Raw genomic sequence first — 22,115 nt, 5'->3', positions numbered from 1 at the left:
AGGCCGGTTACAAAGTCTCGAAGCTCAGTTCGCAATCAGAACTGTTCAGTCTGAAAGTCGGACGGGAAGGGGTGGAGACCGAAGCCGAGGAGCGACAGCGCATCCAAGGGCTTGTCGACCACTTCGAGATCGAGGGTTGGTCTTACACGATACATTGACCTCTTGTTAATAAAACGATTCGTCCAATCGGGTTTTATGACTCACTTTTCGGGAATAGTATATTATTCGATTTTAGAAAGCGAACGTTTAGGAGGATGAAAGATGTTAGAAACGAGAATTGTGCCAGATATGACTTCGGTCGACCATGAAGTGAACGGGATGGTGTCGGGCGGATGCGTCAATGAGAGCATTTACTTATTTGCCAAAGATGAAGAATTGACGATTCGACTCGCTGCCGAAGCGGGTGTCCAGCCTTACCGCATCACCGAAAAAGGCATGTGGGAATCACTCGTGTCAAAATTCACGAAAAACTCGGATGACCGCCTTGACCAACTCGAGAGCCTCGGGCTGACGAAGCAGATGGTCGAATCACTTGAAAGTGAGATTCAGGACGGTAAAATCGTTCTCGTTTGCGACAAAAGTTGAATGACCATTTTAAAACGGACCTGACAAATTTGTCAGGTCCGTTTTTTGATGTCACTTCGTATCGTAGTAGGCATCGACGATCCGGCGGAGCGACCGTTCATCCAAATCAAGCGGCTTATAGCCGGCATCGGCCAAAAGTTGCTTCGTATTTTGATCATTGAAGACGATATTACGATTCAAATAAGGATTGAACACTTTCACCATCTCATTGAACGTGTGCTCAACGTTGCTGAGCTTTGAGGATTGAGTCTCGGTGATCTTGAGATGCGGGAACGCGAGCGCCTGCTTCATGTACTCGAGCATCGTCTCGTTCCGGGGCGGGGCATCGTTCGTCACGTTGTAAATCGTGTTCGGGCGGGCGTGCTCGATGGCGGCGAGCAACACATCGGCCACGTAATCGACCGGGACGAGGTTAGACGTACCGGTCTCCGAGCCGAGCAGACGGATCGGTTCGGCCGGGGCACCTCGACGCTCGAGGCGGCGCTTGAACACCTCGAGGGCGCGCATGTAACCGTACATTGTGAACTTCGAGTCGGCTTCCCCGGTTTTCGAGTCGCCGACGATGATGGCCGGCCGGAAAATGGAGACGGCGAGGTCGTGTCGGGCCGCCCAGACTTCGCGTTCGGCATGGGCCTTGCTCTCCTCATACGGATTATGGAACGGCTGGTCCGTCGCATATAGCGTCTCATCGCCTGCTTCACGAGCCCCGAGCGTGTAGGCCGTACTGACATGGAAGAAGCGGGGGCAGTGCAACGCCTTCGTCAAAGCGAGGGCCTGTCTCGTCCCCGTCAAGTTCGTATCGAACAGCTCCTCGCGCAATTCTTCGTCGAATTTGACGAGCGCCGCCATGTGGAGCACCAAATCGAATTGATCAACGTTTGATTGGATAAACGCCTCGTCCGCTCCAAGGAGCGGAGCCGTCAAATCACCGGCGAGCACGTCGATCGAACGAAGTTCACTCTTCGTAAACATCGCCGTCACTTTCTGTGGCGTTCGGGCCAAGACGCAAAGTCGATGTCCTCGGGCAATCAGTTCGCGGGCGAGCCGCCCTCCTAAAAATCCGGTCGCACCGGTCATAAAAATATTCACAGCGTTCTTCCTCTCTGTTCAGTCTCTACCCATCATACCAAGCGTTACGAGAATGAGCCACTTCGAACTCAGATTTTTATAGCAGCATCAACGGTCTACGCGGTCCGCCGCGAGTAAAACAAACGCGCGAGCAGGACAGCGCTCTTCCTTCCCGAGGAGCGTGCTCATCGATGTCAAGACGCTAAAATCGAAAGAATAGGGGTTTAACTTTTTAAAAAGTAGGTTATGACTTAAGGAGAAGCGTACGTATGGTACGTCATGACAGTGATGACCTGTCAAATAAATTAAGTGAGGTTTTTAAGAATCATGGCAAATCTATTCGGAACTGATAAGGACGGCAATAGGAAGAAGCAAGAAGAGATTGAAAAAACGGTCCAAGAGAAAGGGATTACGCAAATCCACATGTATTTCTCTGACGTGATCGGAGACTTGAAGCTGTTGACTCTTTCTGCAAAGCTGTTGCCGGAAGTTTTTGAAGGGAAGACGATGTTCGACGGCTCGTCAATCGCCGGTTTTTCTTCTATCAAAAACTCAGACCTATTCTTGAGACCGGATTTAGATCGACCACGCTACGAACAAGACGGTGACGAGAGCATACTCGCTTTCTTCTGTGACGTCTGCACACCAGACGGCGAACGTTACGAGTTCGACCCGCGCAACGTGTTGAAAGACGCGTTAGAGCGTGCTGCCCGTGACGGTTACTCCATCTTCGTAGGGGCCGAACCAGAATTCTTCATCTTTGACGAAAACGGCGAGTTTTATGACGAGGCCGGTTACTTCTCGACACGTTCAGAAGATAAAGGCTACGAAGTACGTCAACATATCGCCAACCGCTTGAGCGAGGTCGGCTTCAACATCGAAGCGGTCCACCACGAGGTCGCACCGGCCCAACACGAGATCGGTATCAAGTACGACACCGCCTTGCACACGGCGGACAACATCCAGTTCTTCAAGGAAGTCGTCCAGCTCGCGGCACAGGAAAAAGGGGCTAAAGTATCGTTCTTGCCAAAACCGCTCCGTGACGTCAACGGATCAGGGATGCACTTGAACATCTCGGTCTGGAACAACGACAAAGACGGCAACCCGGTCGATAACGCCTTTGAAGAGCCGGAGTCTGACTACGGTCTCTCGCTCACGGCCCGCCACTTCATCGAAGGGATCTTGAAGCATGCCCGGGCGACGGCCATCTTCACGAACCCGCTCCCGGAATCATATGAGCGCCTCGTCCCAGGGTTCGAGGCACCGGTCAACATTTGTTGGAGCCCGTCGAACCGTAGCTCGATGATCCGCATCCCAGCTTCACGCGGCAGCGCGACACGCGTCGAGGTCCGTAACCCAGACCCGAGCGCGAACCCGTACTTGGCACTTGCGGCGCTCATCTACGCCGGTCTTGAAGGGATCGAGCACAAGATTGAGCCGTCGGCACCGAACGAGGACGACTTGTTCGAGTACTCGGCGAAACAGATCGAGAGCCAAGGCATCTCGTCGCTCCCGGCGACGTTCCATGAGTCGATCCAAGCATTGAAGCAAGACCGTTTCCACGACTACTTCAACCACGACATGATCGACCGTTACTTGTCGCTCATCCAAGTCCGTAAGTAATCCGATAAATAATAAAACGCCATTCCTCGCGCGAGGAATGGCGTTTTTTTGACTTAATGGATACCGCGCATATACTTTTTGATGACCGGGGCCAGCGCGAACAAGATCATGCTGAGCACGATCGCCACTCCGCCGATGATCCCGAAGTAGAGCATCTCGTTCTCTGGCGAGTAGAACCGGACGAGCTGGGCGTTGATCCCTTGTGCCGCCGCGTTCGACAAGAACCACAGCGACATCGTCTGGGCCGAGAAGGCGGCCGGGGCGAGTTTCGTCGTCGCCGACAGACCGACCGGAGACAGACTGAGCTCACCGAGGACGATGATGAAGTAACTGAGGACGAGCCAGAGCGGGTTGACGAGCGTGTCCGGTCCACCGAAGTAGGCCGGCAGCAAGATCACGAGGAAGCTCAAACCGGCGAACAAGATCCCGAAAGCGAACTTCGTCGGGATGCTCGGCTCACGATCACCGAGCCGCACCCATAGCCACGCGAACACGGGAGCGAGCATGATGATGAACAACGGATTCAACGACTGGAACCAGGCCGGTGACAGCGTGAATCCTAAAAATTCAAGATCGGTCCGCTTATCGGCATAGCTTGCCAAAATCGTCGCGCCCTGTTCTTGAATCGCCCAGAACATGACCGAGGCGATGAAGAGCGGGATATAGGCGATGATGCGTGATCGCTCGACTTCTGTCGTTTTCGGGCTTCGGTACATGACGATGAAGTAGATCGTCGGGATGGCGATCCCGAACACACCGACGAGTCCGATGAACGTGTTGATCGTGAACAAGCCTTGCGGGATCAAAATCGCGAGCAGACCACCGATAAGGATGACGGCCAATGTTGTGTATTTGATCGCATTCTTCTTTTCAGACGCCGTCAACGGGTTCGGCACGTAAGACCCGGCGAGGCCAAGATTGCCCTTTTTCGTGAGGAGGAAGACGACGAGACCGATGAACATCCCGACCGCGGCGAGAGCGAAGCCCCAGTGGAAGCCGTAGCTCTTTTGAACACCGCCGACGATTAAAGGCGAGATGAAGGCCCCGAGGTTGATCCCCATGTAGAAGATACTGAACCCGGCGTCACGGCGACGGTCCGTCTCGTGATACAAGTCACCGACGATGCTTGAGACGTTCGGTTTCAACAGACCCGTACCGATGACGATCAATCCCATTGAAATGAACAAGAACGTGAGACTGCCTGGGATCGACAAGACGATATGACCGAGCATGATGAACACACCACCGAAAAATACGGCCCGGGACGTCCCGAAGACGCGGTCGGCGAGCCATCCCCCGATGACTCCTGACATGTAGACGAGCGCGCCGTACACGGACATGATTGACAGGGCGACGTTCTGGTCGAGACCGAGACCGCCTTCCGATACCTCGTAATACATGTAGAAGACGAGGATGGCCCGCATCCCGTAATACGAGAAGCGCTCCCAAAATTCAGTGAAGAACAACGTGAACAAGCCTTTCGGCTGTCCGAAAAATCCTTTTTGTGGCACACTGTCCACAATTTTCTGTTTATCGATCCTTTCCATGAAAGATCCCTCCTTGACCGTATTATCATAAGAAGAATCATTATGTTTGTAAAGGAAAAATAAAGGTGAAGTTCAAATTTTAACAGATTTGAAACGAAACTAAAATCCACCTAAACCAAGTTGTTTAGGTGGATTGATGAACTAAGCGGTCTTTTGTTTGGCTTCTTCCGCGCTGACGTATCTTCCGAGACGCCAATAGATGAGACCCGACAGACAACTCGCCGCCCCGACGAGGATGAGGGCGATGTGCCCCGCACGTTGGTCGAGGAACAGGCTGGCCATGAGCGGCGCGGTCACACCACCGATCAACCATTGGATGCTGGCGGCCCCGTTATAGGCACCGCGCATGTTCTCGGGGGCGATCATGGCGATGAACGTCTGTTGGACGGGCGACATGATCATCTCGCCGAGCGTATAGAACGCGTATACGGCAAGCAGGATAAAGACGAGGGCGAGGTACGGGGTGCCGAGCGTATAGAGGAGCCGCGGCACGATCGCGATCAACATCATCCCGATCCCGAAAATCGTCGCCCCGACCAGCATGACGTTGCCGAACGGTTTGCGCCCGAGTTTTGAGGCGATCGGGAATTGGAACAAGACGACCATGATGCCGTTCAAGGCGAGCAGATAGGCGAACGGGTTCTCACGGTCGGTGAACGATGGCATCGACTCTTTCAAGAACAGCGGCAACATGCTCTCGATCAGCGAGAAGCCCATCGAGATGAAGACGCCGGCGAAGATGAAGACGAGAAAGACTTTGTCGTTGTAAAAGACGCGTAAGACGTCACGGTTCGACGGTGTCTCCTGCCCGGTCGTCTCAGGAAGCGACTCCCGGATGAAACGTCCGAGAACGAGCGCATACAGGGCGAATACGAACGCTGCCGTGAAGAAGATGTACTGTCGGTCGATGAACAAGACGGCACTCCCGAGCAGGGGACCGAACGCCGCGCCGATATTATGTCCCATCCGTAAGAGACCGAACGCCTCGTTCATCTGTTCCGGCTCGGTCACGTCGGCGACCATCGCGCTCGCGGCCGGGTGGAACAGCGAGTTCGTCAAACCGAGCATGGCGTTCAAAAGGAGCAGCGGCCAAAACGTTTCCGCGAAAGCGAAACCGATGAGCGCGACCGCATCACCGAGGATGGCGGTCATCATGACCGGTTTTCGACCGTATAAGTCGGCGAGACGTCCGCCGACGACCGAGCCGATGAGCGCCATGATCGGTCCGGTCGCCAAGATGACGCCGACTTGGACGTAGCTGTCGAGCTTGTCGCTGTAATAGAGGACGAGGAACGGGGCGATCATGAACATCATGACACCGGTGATCGTCTCGCCGAGGAAGCGAATCCAAATGTTACGGTCGAGCCGTTTGAGTGATTGAATCATGCGTTTCACCTGCTTCTACAAAATAAAAGGGACGAAGGATGCACGGAGGCATACTCGTCCCTACTTGCTTATGTACGCCTCGGAAGACAGGCGGGTGACTACAGTTCATGAAACGGAAGACCCCGACCTGTCAGTATGAAATTGGATACGATGTGGCTGCGTCATGACTGACATGGCGGGTCCTCCTTTCTGTAAGTTTACTCTTCTTTTCAACTGTATGACAGATTATTGAAATGTGTCAACATATTTTGACTTGCGTCATAACAGTTCATTTAAATTCTTTCGGGTGAGCCGATAATCGATCAACCGGGACAAGACGACTTGAATCATCGCGGTCACGGGTACGCTGATGAACATCCCGACGAGGCCGAACAGGCTCCCCCCGATGATGATCGATGTGATGACCCAGAACGGGGTGATCCCGACGCTGTCGCCGAGAATTTTCGGCCCGAGCCAAAGTCCGTCGAACTGTTGCAGCAAGAAAATGAACAACAAGACGAGCAGGGCCGTGAACGGGTCGTAGAAGTAGGTGATGATGAACGCCGGGATCATCCCTAAGAGCGGTCCGACGTATGGGATGAAGTTCAGCACCCCGATGATGACACCGAGCAAGAGCGCGTAAGGTGCACCGATGATCAAGAGCCCGATGACAGCCATCACGCCGATGATGAGACAGTCGAGCGACTTTCCGATGATGTAGCGTTTAAAGATATAGTCCATCTCTTGGAAGATGTCGATCGTCGTCTTCGCCGAAGCGACCGGGAACATCGCATACAGCAGACGCTTGAACATCCGGGCGAACACTTCCTTGTCTTTCAACAAGTAGATCGAGATGACGATCCCGATCAGCAAGTTGATCAACGTCATCGTGAAGCTCGATACGTAACCGACCGAAGACACGACGGCCGTCTCGACCCATCCGGAATACCGTTCCTCGAACCGATTGAAGTCGATGGCCTGGGCAATCGTCGCATTATACTCCTCGACATACGTTTTCAGCTGCCCGAGAAAGCCGTCGATTTGGCGAATGTAAAACGGGAGCTCCTCGATGAGAGAGGCGACACTCGAATAGATGCGTGGGAACAGCGTCACCGCTGACACGACGAGGATCCCAATGAACGTGACGTAGACGATCAACAAGCCTTGATAACGCTTCAAGTGGAACCGCTCTTCTATATAGGATAGGACGGTGTTGAGGAGCAGCGCGATGGCAATCCCCATTATGATCGGCGTCAACAGCTGAAACGCATACTGCAGGACCCGAGAAATCGTGTCCGGCTCGCTGATGACTTTCCATAGGACGAGCAGGATCAGTCCGATCACGCTCAACTTCCATATTAACTGACGGTTTAGTTCCAATGGTCTATCCCCTCATGCTGTAAATTTTGCAGAATAACGTTCACCTTTTACTATGAACGTTTTTTTACCGGGATTCAATAGCGGTAAGGAATTTTTGAAATAAGGATTGACAAGGTTGGTAACGTTTGGTTTACTAAATGACATATTACAGAAATTATCAATTGCATATAAAAACACTTTCTATCAAGAGAAGCGGAGGGACTGGCCCGATGAAGCTTCAGCAACAGATTGTTTCAATACTGTGCTAATTCCAGCAAGGTGACCTTGAGAGATGGAAAGGTGGTTGTTTGAATACGTCCGTATCTCGACACCCCTTTCCTCGGAAAGGGGTGTTTTTGCATAGGAGGACTATTCATGACAGACAGACGCTCGAAGTTACTTAAAACGTTACCACCCCAGCATTTCGTCGGACTCGCCGCCGAAGTCGCCGCACTCGAGCGTTCAGGCCGCGACGTCATCCGGCTCGGCCAAGGGACGCCCGACTTGCCGACACCGGCCTCGATCTGCGAGGCGCTGCAGACGGCCCTGCTCGACCCGGCGACGCACCAATACGGACCGTTCCGGGGACAGACGCGCCTGAAGCAAGCGGTCGCGACATTCTACCAGACCGAATACGGCGTCGCGCTCGATGCCGAGACCGAAGTGGCCATCTTGATCGGCAGCAAGTCGGGACTCATCACGCTCCCGCAATGTGTTCTCGAACCAGGTGACGGCATGTTGCTACCGAACCCGGGCTATCCGGACTACATCTCGGGGGCACGTCTCGCCGGAGCGGTCGTCCACGACCTCGTCCTCCGGGAAGAGAACGGCTATCTTCCTGATTACGAGACGCTCGATCCGCAGGGGGCGCGACTCATGTATTTGAACTACCCGAGCAATCCGACCGGCGCCGTCGCGTCGCCCGCGTTCTTTGACGACACGGTCCGGTTCGCGAATAAGCATGACCTCATGGTCGTCCACGACTTCGCCTACGGCAGCATCGGTTTCGACGGTCACGTCCCGCCGAGCTTCCTGCAGGCGCCGGGTGCGAAAGACATCGGCATCGAGGTGTATACGATGTCGAAGGCGTTCAACATGTCCGGCTGGCGGGTCGCTTTCGCCGTCGGCAACCGCGACATCATCGAGGCGATCAACACGTACCAGGACCACGTCCATGTGAGCGTGTTCTCGGCCATCCAAGAGGCGGCCATCGCCGCGCTCGAGTCACCGCGTTCGCTCCGGGACGACTTGTCACGGTTGTATGAGGCCCGCCGCGACCGGCTCGTCGACGGGTTACGTCAGGCCGGATGGGACATCACGGCCCCGAGTGGCTCGTTCTTCGTCTGGGCGAAAGTGCCGGACGGGGACGCCAAATCGTTCTCCCATAAGCTGCTCCACGAGGCAGGGGTCGCCGTGACGCCGGGCTATTTCTTCGGCTCAGAAGGCGAGCGGTACGTCCGGTTCGGGCTCGTCTCCGCCGAGCCGAAGATCGACGAGGCCGTCGAGCGGATCGAGAAACTGTTTGCGACGTATGAAGAGGTCCGGGCATGATCCGCCAAGCCGTGCTCGAGTACGACCATGCGGATGACGCGCTCGAGCGGCTCGATGAATTGATCGATGGCCGTCGTGCTCACGTGCTGCGCGGACAGAACGGTTTTGACGTCGTCAAGCGCGTCCTGCCAGCGATCACTGCCTATCCGACATCGCTGTTCGGCGGCGAATGCACGGACGCTGAGGTCGAACGGCTCCGTTTGAAAAATGTGGACGTCCTCATTGCCATCGGTGGGGGTAAGCTCGTCGACACGGCGAAACTCGTCGCTTACCGGCAAGGTGTCCCGCTGATCGTCATCCCGACGCTCGCCTCGAACTGTGCCGCCTTCACGCCGCTCAGCGTCATCTATGACGAGCAAGGGGCATACGTCCGCTACGACGTGTTCCGCGTCGTCATCGAGCGGGTCATCGTCGACGCAAGGGTCGTGACCGACTCGCCGTACGACTACTTCCGGGCTGGCGTCATCGACACGGTCGCCAAGTTTTACGAGGCCCGCTATTTGAGCGGCGACAGTTCGCCTGACGCCGGCGTCAACACCGGTCTCGCCTTGGCCGAGCAATGCGGCCGGCTCGTCGAACTCGACTTGAGTGAGTCCAGTTTCACCGCGTATGGGCCAGAGACCCGGTTCGCGGTCGATCACATCCTCGCCGTCGGCGGCGCCGTCGGTGGTTTCGGGGACGCCGGGACACGCGTTGCCGTCGCCCACGCCGTTCACAACGCGCTCAGCCGCTTCGAGTCGACCCACCCGTTCTTACATGGCGACAAGGTCGGATTCGGCCTCCTTGTCCAAGAACGGTTGCGTGGCTCGTCTGACGCCCCATATTTAGAGGCGTGGCTCGCCAGGATCGGCGCGCCGACGTCACTTGAGACGCTCGGACTCGTGCCGGCCGACATACCGCAACTGGTCGACGCGGTCCGGGTCGAGACCGAGTTGCAACGTTCACCCGTAACGCTCGATATTGACTATTTGAAAATAATTTTTGAAAATTTAGTATTTTCTGTTTACAAATAAAAGAATTAAAAGTAAGATGATAACAATTAAATAAGACCGATAGCTTATCAAGAGTGGTGGAGGGACTGGCCCTATGAAACCCGGCAACCAGATCGTAATGATCATGGTGCTAATTCCAACAGACGAAACGTCTGGGAGATGAGCGTGTCCGACTGTCTTTGACTTGTCGTGCCCGCCACTCTTTATGAGTAGCGGGCTTTTATTTTGGAGGAGGAATCATTCATGAACATCAAACAGAAAACAGTACTCGCAGGAACATCTCTACTCGCGGCCATCGCCTTGTCGGCGTGCGGCCAATCGGACGCGAGCGAATCGCTCAGCACAGAAGCCCTCACGATCGGCGTGACGGGTGGGCCGCACCAGCAGATCGCCGAGAAAGTAAAAGAACTCGCGGCCGAGGATGGCCTCGAGCTCGACATCAAGGTGTTCAACGACTACAACACGCCGAACACCGCACTCGACGAAGGCAGTCTCGACGTGAACAGTTACCAGACGCTGTCGTTCCTCGAGCTGCAGAAGGCGGACAAAGGCTATAAGATCGACGACGTGTTCAAGACGGTCGCTTTCCCGATGGGGCTCTATTCGGACAAGCTGACGGACATCAAGGAGTTGAAGGAGGGCGATAAAGTCGCCGTCCCGAACGACCCGGCGAACGAACTTCGGGCGCTGCGCCTGTATGAGACGGCCGGACTCATCACCTTGAAAGAAGGATTGACGGACAAGGCGACGAAACGTGACATCGCCGAGAACCCGCTCAACCTCGAATTCATCGAGCTCGAGGCGTCACAGCTCCCGACCCAGCTCCCGGAAGTCGCGCTCGCGGCCATCAACACGAACTTCGCGATGGGTGCCGGCCTATCGATCAATGAGGACGCGTTGTTCCATGAAGACACGGTCGACAACCCGTACCCGAACTACGTCGTCGTCCGTACCGACAACAAAGACGATGAAGTCGTCGAGACACTCAAATCTTACTACCACTCGGACGAGGTCCGGACGTTCATCGAAGAGACGTTCGACGGCTCGATCGTCCCGGCGTTTTAAGGAGGCACTATGATCGCACTCAAACAGATCTCAAAAACGTTCACGGTGAACAAAGGGACCGTCACGGCACTCGACGACGTCTCGCTGACGATTGAAAAAGGTGAGATCTTCGGCATCATCGGACGGAGCGGCGCCGGCAAGAGCACGCTAATCCGCATGATCAATCTGCTCGAACGGCCGACGTCAGGTCAAGTCGAGATCGAGGGACAAGACATCACGACGCTCGACAAAAAAGGGTTATCAAAGCTCCGTCACCGCATCGGGATGATCTTCCAGCACTATAACCTGCTGAAGACGGCGACCGTCGAAGACAACGTCGCCATCCCGCTCCGCCTAGAAGGACTCGATAAACGCTCGATCAGCGAGCGGGTCGACAAGTATCTCAATATCGTCGGACTGACCGATCACCGTAAACATTACCCGGAGCAACTCTCCGGCGGCCAGAAACAGCGCGTCGCCATCGCCCGGGCCTTGGCGCACGAGCCGGACATCCTGCTCAGTGACGAGGCGACGAGCGCGCTCGACCCGGAGACGACCGAGTCGATCCTCGATCTGTTGCTCGAGATCAACCGCGAGCTCGGTCTGACGATTTTCTTGATCACCCATGAGATGGAAGTCATCGAGCGCATCTGTGACCGGGTCGCCGTCATCGACGCCGGCAAGATCGTCGAAGAAGGCGACGTCCTCGACGTCTTCTCGGACCCGCAGCATCCGACGACGCGCCGCTTCTTGAAAGCGAACCTCGACGTCCCGAAAGAAGTCGTCGACGTGTTGAGCTCGCACGGGACGCTCGTCAACTTGTCGTTCATCGGTCACCAGACCGAACAGGCCGTCCTCGCCGAGCTGACGAAACGGTTCGGCCTGCTGCCGAACATCATCGGGGGCGGGATCAAAAAGCTGAAAGGCGGTCTCGTCGGCAACTTGCTCGTCCATCTCGACGGGGACCGGGCACAGACCGACCAAGCCGTCCGCTACCTTGAAGCGAGCGGCGTCAAAGTAAAGGAGGTGACGAACCATGCTGCAGTTTTGGGAAAATTGGGGTGACTTGATTTGGACGGGCACGATCCAGACGCTGACGATGACCGGCATCGCGCTCGTCATCTCGACACTGATCGGCTTGCCGCTCGGGACGCTCCTCGTCTTGACGCGGCCGAATGGACGGCTCGCGAACCGTTACTTTTACGGGGCATTGTCGAGCGTGATCAACGTCGTCCGCTCGATCCCGTTCATCATTCTGCTATTCTTCATCTTGCCGTTCACCCGTTTCATCATGGGGACGACGATCGGCGTCCAAGGCGTGCTGTTGCCGCTCATCGTCTTCACGGCGCCATACATCGCCCGTTTGATGGAGTCGGCACTGCTCGAAGTCGATCGCGGCGTCGTCGAGGCGTACGAGGCGATGGGCATCTCGACGCGTAAGATCATCTGGTACGTATTGATCCGTGAGGCGCGGTCGTCGATCGTGCTCGGTCTGACGATCGCGACGATCGGTCTGATCGGTGCGACGGCGATGGCGGGTCTCGTCGGTGCGGGCGGACTCGGAGATATCGCCTATCAGTACGGGCATCTCCGGTTCGAGCCGGAAGTCATGTACGTGACGATCTTCGTCTTGATCCTGCTCGTGCAGTCGATCCAATCGTTCGGCAACCGCTTGGCGGCCCGGCTAAAGAAAGCCTGACAAAAGAGCGTCGCAAAATTTGCGGCGCTCTTACTGTTTGTCTAATAGTCGTTTCAAGTCGGCGATCCGGTTATGCCGGGGGATGAACGTCCGGATCTCTTTCTCGCTGAACCCGATCTGGATCCGGTTGTCATCGACGACGATCGGACTCTTCAAGATCTGCGGATGCGTCGCGACAAAACTGTACAGTTCGCGGAGCGACATCTCGTCGAGCTGGTCGGCCGCTTGTTTGTAGACACTTTTTTGGACAGACAAGAGATCGGTCGTCCCGTTTTCGGTGAGCCGGAGCATCTCCTTGAACTCGGTGAACGACATTCCTTGGTCGGTCAATTTCTTCTCGATGAACGGGATATTCTGTTCGCGTAACCAATCGAGCGTCTTGCGGGAAGAACTGCAGCTTGTATGCGTGAATACGGTGACCGTCACGACAACCACTTCTCCTTTTCCTAAGGTTGGATTACTTTATTGTCTCTCGATTATACGGGTTCGGCGTAGAATATGTTTCAAATCACATATACTTTTTTCGAAATCGTCGGAACGATTCGTTTCAAGCGAGTTCGGGTACATGACGAGAGAGACAACAAACAAGGAGGGGCTTACATGTTTGATTATACGGTGAAGACGGATCAGTCGGTCGAAGCAGTGGTCGAGAAGTTGAAAGCGACGCTCAAGGACGAAGCGTTCGGCGTGCTGTGGGATTTCGACTTGAGTGATACGCTCAAAGAGAAAGGTGAAGCCATCGACGGGGACTATCGTATCCTCGAAGTGTGCAACCCGAAAGAGGCCAAGAAAGTCATCACGGCGCACCGTGAGGGCGGCTACTTCCTGCCGTGCAAGCTCGCCGTCTTCACGAAAGACGGGGCGACCCACGTCGGCATGCCGAAACCGACGAAACTGATCGAATTGATCGAGGACGAGTCGCTCCAGTCCATCGCACTGGATGTCGAGACGAGACTGACACGCGCCATCGATAACAGCATCTAATCGATTCATCGCACCCGTCCAATTTCATGGGCGGGTTTTTCATACCCTCTCCAAAGTAATATAATGGTAAAATTGGAGATAATAAAATTCAAGGGGCGGATAATTTGAAAAAGTTAGTCGGTTTACTTGTAATATCCACGAGCTTGTTGGCCGGGTGTGGTGAAGAGAAACAAGACGTCGTGAACTTGTCGTATGTCGACGCCCATTGGACCGTCAGCAAATACTCACTAGAACAACCAGTGGTGCTCGAATCGGCCGGTGAGACGCTCGCGGCCTGCACTGGGGACTTGACGACCGAGTTGAAGGGCGACCTGACTGTGTTCGATACGGTCGTGGCGAGCCGCCATCCGATGACGGACACGGGTTGGGAATATGGATTTAAAGCCGTGACATACATACAAGGGGACGAAAATTATGCGATGTGTCGGGATATGGCCTCACCACATTATTCAGTGGAAATGGTCGATGCATTCCCGGAGTTCGTCGATTTGACTGCGGGTCATTCGATTCGGCACTATCCGTCTGTCCGTCCAGCAGACGAAGCCGCTCGCCTCGCCGTGCAAAATGCTGATGAATTGACAGAGGCCGGGAATGAAATCGAGCCGTTTCCCGATACGGTCATGGCGTTTTCTCCTGCGATCCACGGAGAGATCGAATTGACCGTCGGGGATCGGCCGAGCCAATTCCCTTTGTTCGCGTTCGAACCGATGATGGCGGATGTAGAAGATGTCAAATTAGCCATTGGCTATGATTCGCGTGACGCCAAACCATACGTGTTATTACTACTTGCTGACCTTTACGTTTCGGTCAGTCCGTTACATACAATCAATGATCCAACGAAAGAAGAACCGACGTATGACGACCTCGTCGTCAAGAGACTCCCGCTTGACACGGAACTCGTGCCGAATAAGACCTATCCGTTATATGAGTTCAGTTACACCCGCGACGGAGAAGCGGTGACCGAGACAGCAAGCATCACATATCGTGCCGCAAAGCTGTTGTCCACTGATGAACGAAAGACGCTCGAGACACATCCTAACGAGGAGTATATGCCGATTGTGACCGGGCCGCTCGTGTATCTCCATCAGGAACCGTTTGACAACGAATCGACAGTATCCTATCCCGCTGTGTTGCGTGCGGCCGGCAACGAGATGGATGATCTGATTCAAGCAATCGATTCCGCCGAGCCGACGAAACGTGTAGGCGATCAGGGCGACTATCCGCTTCTAACGATCGTCGACGGGCTCAAAGGTCAGGAATTCAAGGTGACTTATAAACAGCGATCGAAGAAACTGGATATCTACGTGACGGACCAATCTACTGAGGAAACGTATAAACTGACGAGCGAAGGGGCGGAGACGTTCTTGTCCTACTTCCCCGACTTGAAGAAGAAACCGAAGAATTGAGGTGAACTGATGAAAAAGTTCGGATTAGGAATCTGTCTATCGCTATTCGTTTTGGCTGCAGGATGTGCCCGGGACCAAGAAGTAGTCCGATATGATGTTGTCGAGGCCCATTGGACGGCAGAGCACATCACACATGACCTTGAAGTGCAGGCAATCAAGGCCAAGGACATGTTGACCTATTGTGAACAAGGCGAGTTACTCAACGATATCGAAGAGGACCATCTATCCTTGCTTGGCGTGACGTTTGCAAGCCGAATGCCTTTCACTGAGCCCGATACTGAAACATACGCCTTCAATGAGACATCGTTCGTCGAAGGTGATGCCGTTTACGCGCTGTGTAAGTCGGACCACGTTGAGGGATATCGGGCGGTCAAGCTGGATGCAAGACCGGAGTTTTTGAAAGACGAGACCGCACGCGAGATCTCGTTGCTACCTAGCGTAGTAAGCGGGACAGAAGAAATTCGGGAAAGGTTATCACGGGAAGAAGCGATCCATCCTTACGGGCAAGACCTCACCATTCGTCCATTCTTGGATAGTCTTTATACGATCTTGCCCGGTTTCAACGGGTCCATTGAGTTTGGAATCGGGGACGACGGGGTCTTCACACCGTATTTAGATTTTGCTCCTTACGTGGTCATGGAGGACACTCATGTGGCGCTAGGATATGGCACGAAGACGAAGACACCATACATGTTAATGTCGGATGACGGGATTCACTATGGACAGTATTCGTTGAACGATGGCGAATTACTGGACGGAGTCGACAACTTAAATGTCCGGACGCTTCTTGCAGGCGGTACGCTCGAACCGCTCGAACCGTTTCAAACCGAATCCATTCATCACGGAGCCGACCGATACCGATGCCGTCTCGATCGGTTATGTCCATAAATACCCGTACCATCCCAGTGTCCCGTTTTACTATCCGGACGCGGTCAGCATCGAGGGGCAAGGCTATGAACGATTGACCGAGGCGCTCGAGACGGGGACACCTTCGACCAAGAATGGGGAAGCAGGAGAGTACATGTATTTGACGCTGCTGAAAGGAAATCGTGGTCAACAGTTCGAGTTGAGTTACCACAAACGTTCGCAGAAAGTTGATGTCTTTGTGAAAGATATGAACACGGACGAACAGTTCAAGTTGTCGAGTGAAGGTGCGAAAATATTCCATGAACTTTTTCCCAGTGCAGTGGAGTAAGCAGAGCGTTTGGTTTGATGAGACTTCGGCTGCAGCGACGATTGGCGGTGTCGATGAATCCGCCAGACGCGCGCAACTGACCGAAGAATCGACAACTATGTAGAAGCAAATCTTTTTACAAGATCAGCACCATCAGTTTCACGAAAAGGTCCGAATGGGACTCCTGTAAACGAGGAGTTCTTTTTTTGCGATTCATTGTCTGATAACCTGTGATGAAGTTGGTAAATACTTCAAACTCAAGATATTGACTTACTATTAAAAACGGCGCTAGTCAGGACTTTTGTCACAAGTTACACTTGAATTCGATTATACTAACAAAGGAAAAATGTCCTAAAATAACTCAAATTATAAAGGTGGGAATTATCGGAATGATTGAAACAAGAGATGTCAGCCTATCGTCACCAGACGTGCTTCGCGCCATCGAAGCGAACATGGCGATGATTCGATTTGACCGCCAGCGCCGTGTCGTCGATGTGAACGACGCCTTCGCCAAGGCGATGAAATACAAACGCGATGAGATGGTCGGGATGCAGCACCATCTGTTCTGTACGCCGAGCTTCGTCAACAGTACGGACTATCAAGCGTTTTGGAACAAGTTGTTCGACGGGTTCAGCTCGGCCGACAAGATCGAGCGCGTCGACGCCCGGGGCGACTCGATTTGGCTCGAGGCGACGTATATGCCAATCTATGAGGGGGATGACGTCATCGGTGTCGTCAAGATCGCCTCGGACATCACCGAGCGGCAACAGACGATCGAACGATACGCCCGCACGTTCCGTGATATGGCCGAGAATCTTGATGACCGGGCCCGCCGTGGCATGGAGGAGAGCCTACATTTGAAGCAGACGATCGAGCGGCTCGAGTCGGACGCATCGGTAAACTTGAAGACGCTCGGCAACCTTCAAGACCAAGCGGCAGAGATCACGAAAATCGCCAGCACGATCAAAGAGATCGCGGCCCAGACGAACCTGTTGTCACTGAACGCCGCCATCGAGGCGGCGCGGGCAGGTGAACACGGCCTCGGCTTCAACGTCGTCGCGACCGAGGTCCGTAATTTGTCTCGTCTCGTCGAGCGCGCCGTCATCGAGGTCAGGGCCAACACCGAGGGGATGAACAAAGAGCTCGCCTCGATCGTCGACGGCGTCTCACGATCGAACGAAGACATTCATGCGAGTGTCAACATCATGGAAGCGACGCTCGAACGCTTCGGGAAGATCGAGCAGTCGGCCCAGTCATTGAACGGGACGGCCGAACAGTTCACTTCGGCGATCTGACGAAAAAACCAATTGAAGGAACCGCCACCGTCGTCGGTGGCGAGTCCGCTCAATTGGTTTTTTTGACGACGAGCGTATGGCCGTATTGTTTCAACCAGGCCATCGCACCATCGACGTCCGGATAAACAGAGGATAAAGTCGACCAAAACAATTTGGAATGGTCGAAATGGACGAGATGCGTCCATTCATGGGCGATGACATAGTCCATCACCTCAACCGGCGCGAGCATGAGCCGGACGTTGATCGAGATCGTCCCGCGCGAGCTGCACGAGCCCCAGCGCGTCTTTTGATGGCCGATGCGGATGCGCGCGGCGCTCACCCCGAGCAGACGTTCATAGTGGGGCGCCCGCCCGGTGACATAAGTGAGCGCCTCGTCGCGGAGCCACGCCTCGTAGGCAGCCCCTATCCTAGACTCGTCCCACCGGTCCGGGCACCGGAAAGCTGTACCGTCGTAGTCGAAGGCGTCAACGGTGTTCGTGCGCACGAGCGACACGGTCTCACCTCGATAACGGAGCCGGTCGTTCGGCAATGACGGGGCTTTAGGTAATGCCGCGAGCCGGTCTTCGATCCAGTCCGCATGCTGTTTTAAGATCGTCTCGACGACCCGGTTCGGCAACCGGGCCGGGATGCGGAGCTCGATCCCTTCGGCCGTTATGTAGAAAGCCGCTTTCTTCCGCCGTTTATGGCGGATAATACTTACGCTCATCGTTGTCACCTCCAAACACTGTTCTCGGTCGATTATAGCCGACGTCTCGAAAATCCGCCACGCTTTTGACGACCAGTGGCTTCAATTTTTGTTACAGTAGGGACAGGAGGGATCACTATGAAATCAATCTTACATCAACCGCTTGACCGAGTCGGCACCGACTCGGTGAAATGGGACGGCCTCGAGCGCTGGTTCCATGTGAAGTCTGACGTACTGCCGCTCTGGGTGGCCGATATCGATATCCGGACGGCACCTTCGATCTCGGAAGCGCTCGCGGCGCGTGCGGCGACCGGAGAGTTCGGCTATACGATGTTCGCGAAAGAAGCCCAGGAAGCCGTCAGCTCTTGGTACGGACGGAGACACGGACTCGACGTCACCCCCGAACATGTATTGTTCTCGAGCGGGGTCGTGCCCGGACTGACCCACATCGTCGAGGCGTTGACGAAGGAAGGGGACGGGATCGTCATCCAATCACCGGTCTATCCACCATTCCATGAACTCGTGACCGGATTGAAACGCGTTGTGCGTGACGCCCCGCTCAAACAAGTCGATGGCAAGTATGAGATGGATTTTGACGCCCTCGAACACGCAATGCGACAGGCGAAACTGTTTTTGCTCTGTTCACCGCATAATCCGGTCGGTCGCGTCTGGACAGAGTCCGAGCTCGCGCGCGTCGTCGAGTTGGCGAGAACGTACGACGTCATCATCGTCGCCGACGAGATCCATGCCGATTTGACGTATCCGTCGCAGCATCATACGGCGATCAACCGACTCGACGACCGGGTCATCACGGTGAGCGCCCCGTCGAAGGCGTTCAACATCGCCGGCCTGTTCGCGTCGTACATCATCTGTCCGGATGACGCCTGGCGCAAACGGATCATCCAAGTCCAAAACAAACACCACGTCCTACCGACACCGTTCGCCAATACGGCCATCATCGCCGCCTACACAGACGTCCGGGCGGAACGATGGCTCGACCAGCTGACGGCCGAGCTCGAGGAACAAGCCACCTATGTCGTCGAGCGCCTGAATGCCGAGTTACCCCGGCTGACGTGCTTCATGCCGGAGGCGAGTTACTTGTTATGGATCGATTTCGCCGCGCTCGGCCTTGAGCCCGAAGCTCGGAAGAAATGGCTCCACGAGGAGGTGCGGGTCTTCTTGTCACCGGGTGTTCCTTTCGGGGCGTCGGCGTCGACGTTCGAGCGTCTCAACTTCGGTACATCCCGGACGATCGTTGACGAGGCGCTCGGACGGATCAAGACCCATTCCGACGGAAAAGCGTTTGTATGAAACGAGAAACGGGAAAAATTTCAGAACGAGTCAGTCAAGATGACGTGGCGACAGAAAGCGAGTGAGGCAGATGGAGACGATCAATTGGAAGAAGAAGATGGAGGAGCAGCTGAGGCGTAGCGGGTTTACGCTAGAGGTTGAGAATATGGCCAACATCGGAATGACGGAGATCCACGCGTCCTCGTCGCCGTTGATCTCTTATCCGCTCCGCATCCGGCTGTATGTGCGCATGGGCTGGCTCATGTGTACCGTCGATGCGACGACGGTCGACCGGAGCGAGGACCACCCGTTGTTCGAGCGGATGATCGCAGCGGTGTTCGAACGGATCGTCCGGCACCTCTACCACGCCTACGACTTCCACGTCTTGACCTATATCGGAAACACCGGCAACTATATCGCCCCGAAAGACTCGGATACGGGGGAAATCGTCCGATTGCTCGCCCAAATCTGGAACGACCGCTCGTACTTGCATCTCGAGACGTATGAGGAGTTCCCGGCGCTGTACGTGACACCTCCTTGGGCGCATCAGGCGTACGCCATCGAGAGCACGGATGACGAGTGGATCATCTATGCGGGGCGCAGCGGCCGTCAAGCGACCGACTACCGGGCCGATGGGGTCGAATTGCGCCCCCACCGTCTCGCCGAAGGGGACCTGTTCTTTCCGGTCGACCGGATCTCGAAACAGCACGGACCGTTGGCGCTCGCCGAATGGCTCCGGCTCGAGCGCAGGGAAGTCGAAGACTTCATGCTCGCGTTCATGCGAACGATCCGGAAGTTTGACCCGTCGTTCGGGTTCGCCTGGGGCGGGACGGACACGTTCTTTCACGGCGTACCGGTCGAACCGTACGCCCAAGTGCTTCGGCTCGAGAGCGGGAAGCGCCGTTATCGGGTCATGAACAACTCGGCGAAGCGGTTGTTCGCGGTCGCCGACGACCCGGTCGTCTGTCTGAAAGAAGTCGAGCAGACGTTGCGCACGGTCCGTTTGCCCGAGAACCGGGTCTCGGCCCTCGGACAGCTCGTCATGGGAGTGTGGCAGCAGTTCGAGTCCGATGAGTCGACCTACATTCAAGAAGTCGCTTATCGCGGCATCTCCAAGTTTCAAATCGAAGAGAAGATCGGCCACGCGCTCTCGAACCAGCAACGGATCCGCTGGGTCGAGAAGACAGACTCTCACCAGTCGATCATCGAGTACGCCCATCTTCGGATCTCGTTCCCGAAACGTCCTCCCGGTATCGTCACAGTCGAACCGATCGAATCCACTTATGAAAGAGGTGCTCTATGAGAATCGTCGATGCACGCGCCATGTCAATCAGCCACGAAGACTTGATCGCCGTCACTGAGTCGTCTGTGTACTACCGTGAGAAGACGGGGGAGACGAGCTTTTCCATCTTTCGGTACGATGAAGCGGATGGCACCATCACGCAAATGAATCGCCGCGTCTTCGAAGACTATGGCCTATCAAAACTGTTCATCAGCACCGACCGTGTCTACTTTTTGAACGAGACCCCGGACCGGACCGGGGTCGTGAGCACGGAACTGATTGCGTTCGACTACCGTACAGGTGATGAAGAAGTGTTGACGACGTTCGAGAAACGGGGCAACAGCACGTTATATTGGGTGCTCGCCGACCGTTACTTCCTCTTTTTGACGAGTTATGACACGACAGACGAAGCGTGGTTGTTCGACGCCGAGACGTCCCGCGAAGAACGCATCCGTGACGAGCGGCTCGTCGGACATGCCGGGCGCTTCCGTGAACTGTATTTGTTCACGACGGAGCTCGAAGGCGTGTCTTACATCGTATGTAACGCACGGTTGGACGAGTTTGATTACTATGACGCGCTCGAATCGGGACGCATCTCACCCGATGACCCGATCGACCATTCCGAAGCGATTCTCATCTGTCCGCTCGACGAAGCGGTCGAGGCCGTTTGGTCGAAAGCGGACGAGATCCCGTTCGATGATTTGATCCGGTTGCAAGGGGAGGGGGACACGGTCCAGTATCTCGGGGAGCGTGACAAAAAACTCCGGTTTGCGGCGTTCATCGACGCAGCCAATGAGGAGACGGTGTACGAACTGGCGGCACCGGACGTTCTGCACGAGCTCGCCGTCGTCGACTGGGGTGCCTATGAGCCGATCGATTTCACGTATGACGACGTCAGTTCGACCATCTTCATCAAGGTCGAAGAATCGATGGAGCATACCGAGTTGATCGATGCGACGACCGGGGCGAGATTTTTGGACACGGCACCGTTCGAACGGGTGCTCGACGCGAACTACTTCATCCACGAATCGGCCGATGGGCGCAACGGCGGGGTCAGCATCTTCAACTTGGAGGCGAACGAGCGACAGGCGTTCGAAGACGCCTATTATACGGTACTCGACGAGACGATCGTCATCTTGTCGACGAAACAACTGTAAAAGCACGGC

21 protein-coding genes and 2 riboswitches are annotated in these 22,115 nt (G+C 55.1%); of the genes, 15 read left to right on the top strand and 6 right to left on the bottom strand.

Annotation, left to right across the window (positions count from 1 at the left end; translation table 11 throughout):
- Positions 1-261: 261 nt before the first annotated feature.
- The gene (locus A6395_RS01280; RefSeq protein ID WP_035386614.1) at positions 262-585 is read left to right on the top strand and encodes a YflT domain-containing protein; all 324 of its coding nucleotides are present in this window, start codon (positions 262-264) and stop codon (positions 583-585) included.
- Positions 586-636: 51 nt separating this feature from the next.
- Here A6395_RS01280 and A6395_RS01275 read toward each other — a convergent pair whose 3' ends face one another.
- On the bottom strand, positions 637-1,674 hold the full coding sequence (locus A6395_RS01275) for an SDR family oxidoreductase (protein ID WP_070327226.1): 1,038 nt from the start codon (positions 1,672-1,674) through the stop codon (positions 637-639).
- Positions 1,675-1,980: 306 nt separating this feature from the next.
- Between A6395_RS01275 and A6395_RS01270 the strand changes: the two genes are divergently transcribed.
- A complete protein-coding gene (locus tag A6395_RS01270; protein ID WP_071397552.1) occupies positions 1,981-3,276 on the top strand; it encodes a glutamine synthetase family protein in 1,296 nt (431 codons plus the stop codon).
- A 53-nt stretch (positions 3,277-3,329) separates the two neighbouring features.
- Here the strand turns inward: A6395_RS01270 and A6395_RS01265 are convergent, their stop codons facing one another.
- The 3 genes from A6395_RS01265 to A6395_RS01255 form a co-directional block, all read right to left on the bottom strand.
- On the bottom strand, positions 3,330-4,823 hold the full coding sequence (locus tag A6395_RS01265; protein WP_071397551.1) for a peptide MFS transporter: 1,494 nt from the start codon (positions 4,821-4,823) through the stop codon (positions 3,330-3,332).
- Between the two features lie 141 nt (positions 4,824-4,964).
- Positions 4,965-6,209 carry an MDR family MFS transporter gene (locus A6395_RS01260; RefSeq protein WP_071397550.1) on the bottom strand — a complete coding sequence of 415 codons (1,245 nt, stop codon included), beginning with the start codon at positions 6,207-6,209 and terminating at the stop codon, positions 4,965-4,967.
- Between the two features lie 258 nt (positions 6,210-6,467).
- The gene (locus tag A6395_RS01255; RefSeq protein ID WP_071397549.1) at positions 6,468-7,568 is read right to left on the bottom strand and encodes an AI-2E family transporter; all 1,101 of its coding nucleotides are present in this window, start codon (positions 7,566-7,568) and stop codon (positions 6,468-6,470) included.
- A gap of 177 nt (positions 7,569-7,745) precedes the next feature.
- A riboswitch (SAM riboswitch) is annotated at positions 7,746-7,846 on the top strand.
- Positions 7,847-7,922: 76 nt separating this feature from the next.
- Here A6395_RS01255 and A6395_RS01250 point away from each other — a divergent pair.
- The 5 genes from A6395_RS01250 (at position 7,923) to A6395_RS01230 (ending at position 12,833) form a co-directional block, all read left to right on the top strand.
- Complete coding sequence (locus A6395_RS01250) at positions 7,923-9,098, top strand: aminotransferase class I/II-fold pyridoxal phosphate-dependent enzyme (RefSeq protein ID WP_071397548.1); 1,176 nt, start codon at positions 7,923-7,925, stop codon at positions 9,096-9,098.
- On the top strand, positions 9,095-10,111 hold the full coding sequence (locus A6395_RS01245) for an iron-containing alcohol dehydrogenase family protein (RefSeq protein WP_071397547.1): 1,017 nt from the start codon (positions 9,095-9,097) through the stop codon (positions 10,109-10,111). Before A6395_RS01250 ends, A6395_RS01245 begins: the two co-directional genes overlap by 4 nt.
- A gap of 41 nt (positions 10,112-10,152) precedes the next feature.
- A riboswitch (SAM riboswitch) is annotated at positions 10,153-10,256 on the top strand.
- 77 nt (positions 10,257-10,333) lie between these two features.
- Positions 10,334-11,155: a MetQ/NlpA family ABC transporter substrate-binding protein gene (locus tag A6395_RS01240; RefSeq protein WP_131442847.1), complete on the top strand. Its 822-nt coding sequence runs from the start codon at positions 10,334-10,336 to the stop codon at positions 11,153-11,155.
- Between the two features lie 9 nt (positions 11,156-11,164).
- Positions 11,165-12,199, top strand: a complete 1,035-nt coding sequence (locus A6395_RS01235; RefSeq protein WP_071397546.1) for a methionine ABC transporter ATP-binding protein — start codon at positions 11,165-11,167, stop codon at positions 12,197-12,199.
- Complete coding sequence (locus tag A6395_RS01230; protein ID WP_071397545.1) at positions 12,171-12,833, top strand: methionine ABC transporter permease; 663 nt, start codon at positions 12,171-12,173, stop codon at positions 12,831-12,833. Before A6395_RS01235 ends, A6395_RS01230 begins: the two co-directional genes overlap by 29 nt.
- Before the next feature lie 30 nt (positions 12,834-12,863).
- On the opposite strand, the gene A6395_RS01225 is transcribed toward A6395_RS01230, so the two are convergent.
- Positions 12,864-13,259, bottom strand: coding sequence for a Spx/MgsR family RNA polymerase-binding regulatory protein (locus tag A6395_RS01225; protein WP_070327923.1), 396 nt, complete (start codon positions 13,257-13,259; stop codon positions 12,864-12,866).
- 174 nt (positions 13,260-13,433) lie between these two features.
- On the opposite strand from A6395_RS01225, the gene A6395_RS01220 reads away from it, so the two are divergent.
- The 5 genes from A6395_RS01220 (at position 13,434) to A6395_RS01205 (ending at position 17,692) form a co-directional block, all read left to right on the top strand.
- A complete protein-coding gene (locus A6395_RS01220) occupies positions 13,434-13,817 on the top strand; it encodes a DUF302 domain-containing protein (RefSeq protein WP_070327234.1) in 384 nt (127 codons plus the stop codon).
- Between the two features lie 104 nt (positions 13,818-13,921).
- Positions 13,922-15,223 carry a hypothetical protein gene (locus tag A6395_RS01215; protein ID WP_071397544.1) on the top strand — a complete coding sequence of 434 codons (1,302 nt, stop codon included), beginning with the start codon at positions 13,922-13,924 and terminating at the stop codon, positions 15,221-15,223.
- A gap of 9 nt (positions 15,224-15,232) precedes the next feature.
- On the top strand, positions 15,233-16,111 hold the full coding sequence (locus A6395_RS01210) for a hypothetical protein (protein WP_071397543.1): 879 nt from the start codon (positions 15,233-15,235) through the stop codon (positions 16,109-16,111).
- On the top strand, positions 16,011-16,418 hold the full coding sequence (locus A6395_RS15845) for a hypothetical protein (RefSeq protein WP_159429439.1): 408 nt from the start codon (positions 16,011-16,013) through the stop codon (positions 16,416-16,418). The genes A6395_RS01210 and A6395_RS15845 overlap by 101 nt, the downstream gene beginning before the upstream one ends.
- Positions 16,419-16,786: 368 nt before the next feature.
- Positions 16,787-17,692 carry a methyl-accepting chemotaxis protein gene (locus A6395_RS01205; protein ID WP_173647365.1) on the top strand — a complete coding sequence of 302 codons (906 nt, stop codon included), beginning with the start codon at positions 16,787-16,789 and terminating at the stop codon, positions 17,690-17,692.
- A 49-nt stretch (positions 17,693-17,741) separates the two neighbouring features.
- Here A6395_RS01205 and A6395_RS01200 read toward each other — a convergent pair whose 3' ends face one another.
- Positions 17,742-18,398: a M48 family metallopeptidase gene (locus A6395_RS01200; RefSeq protein WP_071397542.1), complete on the bottom strand. Its 657-nt coding sequence runs from the start codon at positions 18,396-18,398 to the stop codon at positions 17,742-17,744.
- A gap of 117 nt (positions 18,399-18,515) precedes the next feature.
- Here A6395_RS01200 and A6395_RS01195 point away from each other — a divergent pair, with 117 nt between their 5' ends.
- The 3 genes from A6395_RS01195 to A6395_RS01185 all read left to right on the top strand — a co-directional run bounded on the left by A6395_RS01195 (position 18,516) and on the right by A6395_RS01185 (position 22,106).
- The gene (locus tag A6395_RS01195) at positions 18,516-19,688 is read left to right on the top strand and encodes a MalY/PatB family protein (protein WP_071397541.1); all 1,173 of its coding nucleotides are present in this window, start codon (positions 18,516-18,518) and stop codon (positions 19,686-19,688) included.
- 70 nt (positions 19,689-19,758) lie between these two features.
- The gene (locus A6395_RS01190; protein WP_071397540.1) at positions 19,759-20,970 is read left to right on the top strand and encodes a hypothetical protein; all 1,212 of its coding nucleotides are present in this window, start codon (positions 19,759-19,761) and stop codon (positions 20,968-20,970) included.
- Entirely contained in the window at positions 20,967-22,106 is a 1,140-nt protein-coding gene (locus A6395_RS01185) for a hypothetical protein (RefSeq protein ID WP_071397539.1), read from the top strand. The genes A6395_RS01190 and A6395_RS01185 overlap by 4 nt, the downstream gene beginning before the upstream one ends.
- The last annotated feature ends 9 nt before the right edge of the window (positions 22,107-22,115 follow it).

Origin of the sequence: Exiguobacterium sp. SH31 (genome assembly GCF_001816105.1) — a bacterium.
GTDB lineage: Bacteria > Bacillota > Bacilli > Exiguobacteriales > Exiguobacteriaceae > Exiguobacterium > Exiguobacterium aurantiacum_A.
Note: the sequence above shows the minus strand (reverse complement) of the source record. Positions and strands in the feature narration are given on the sequence as shown.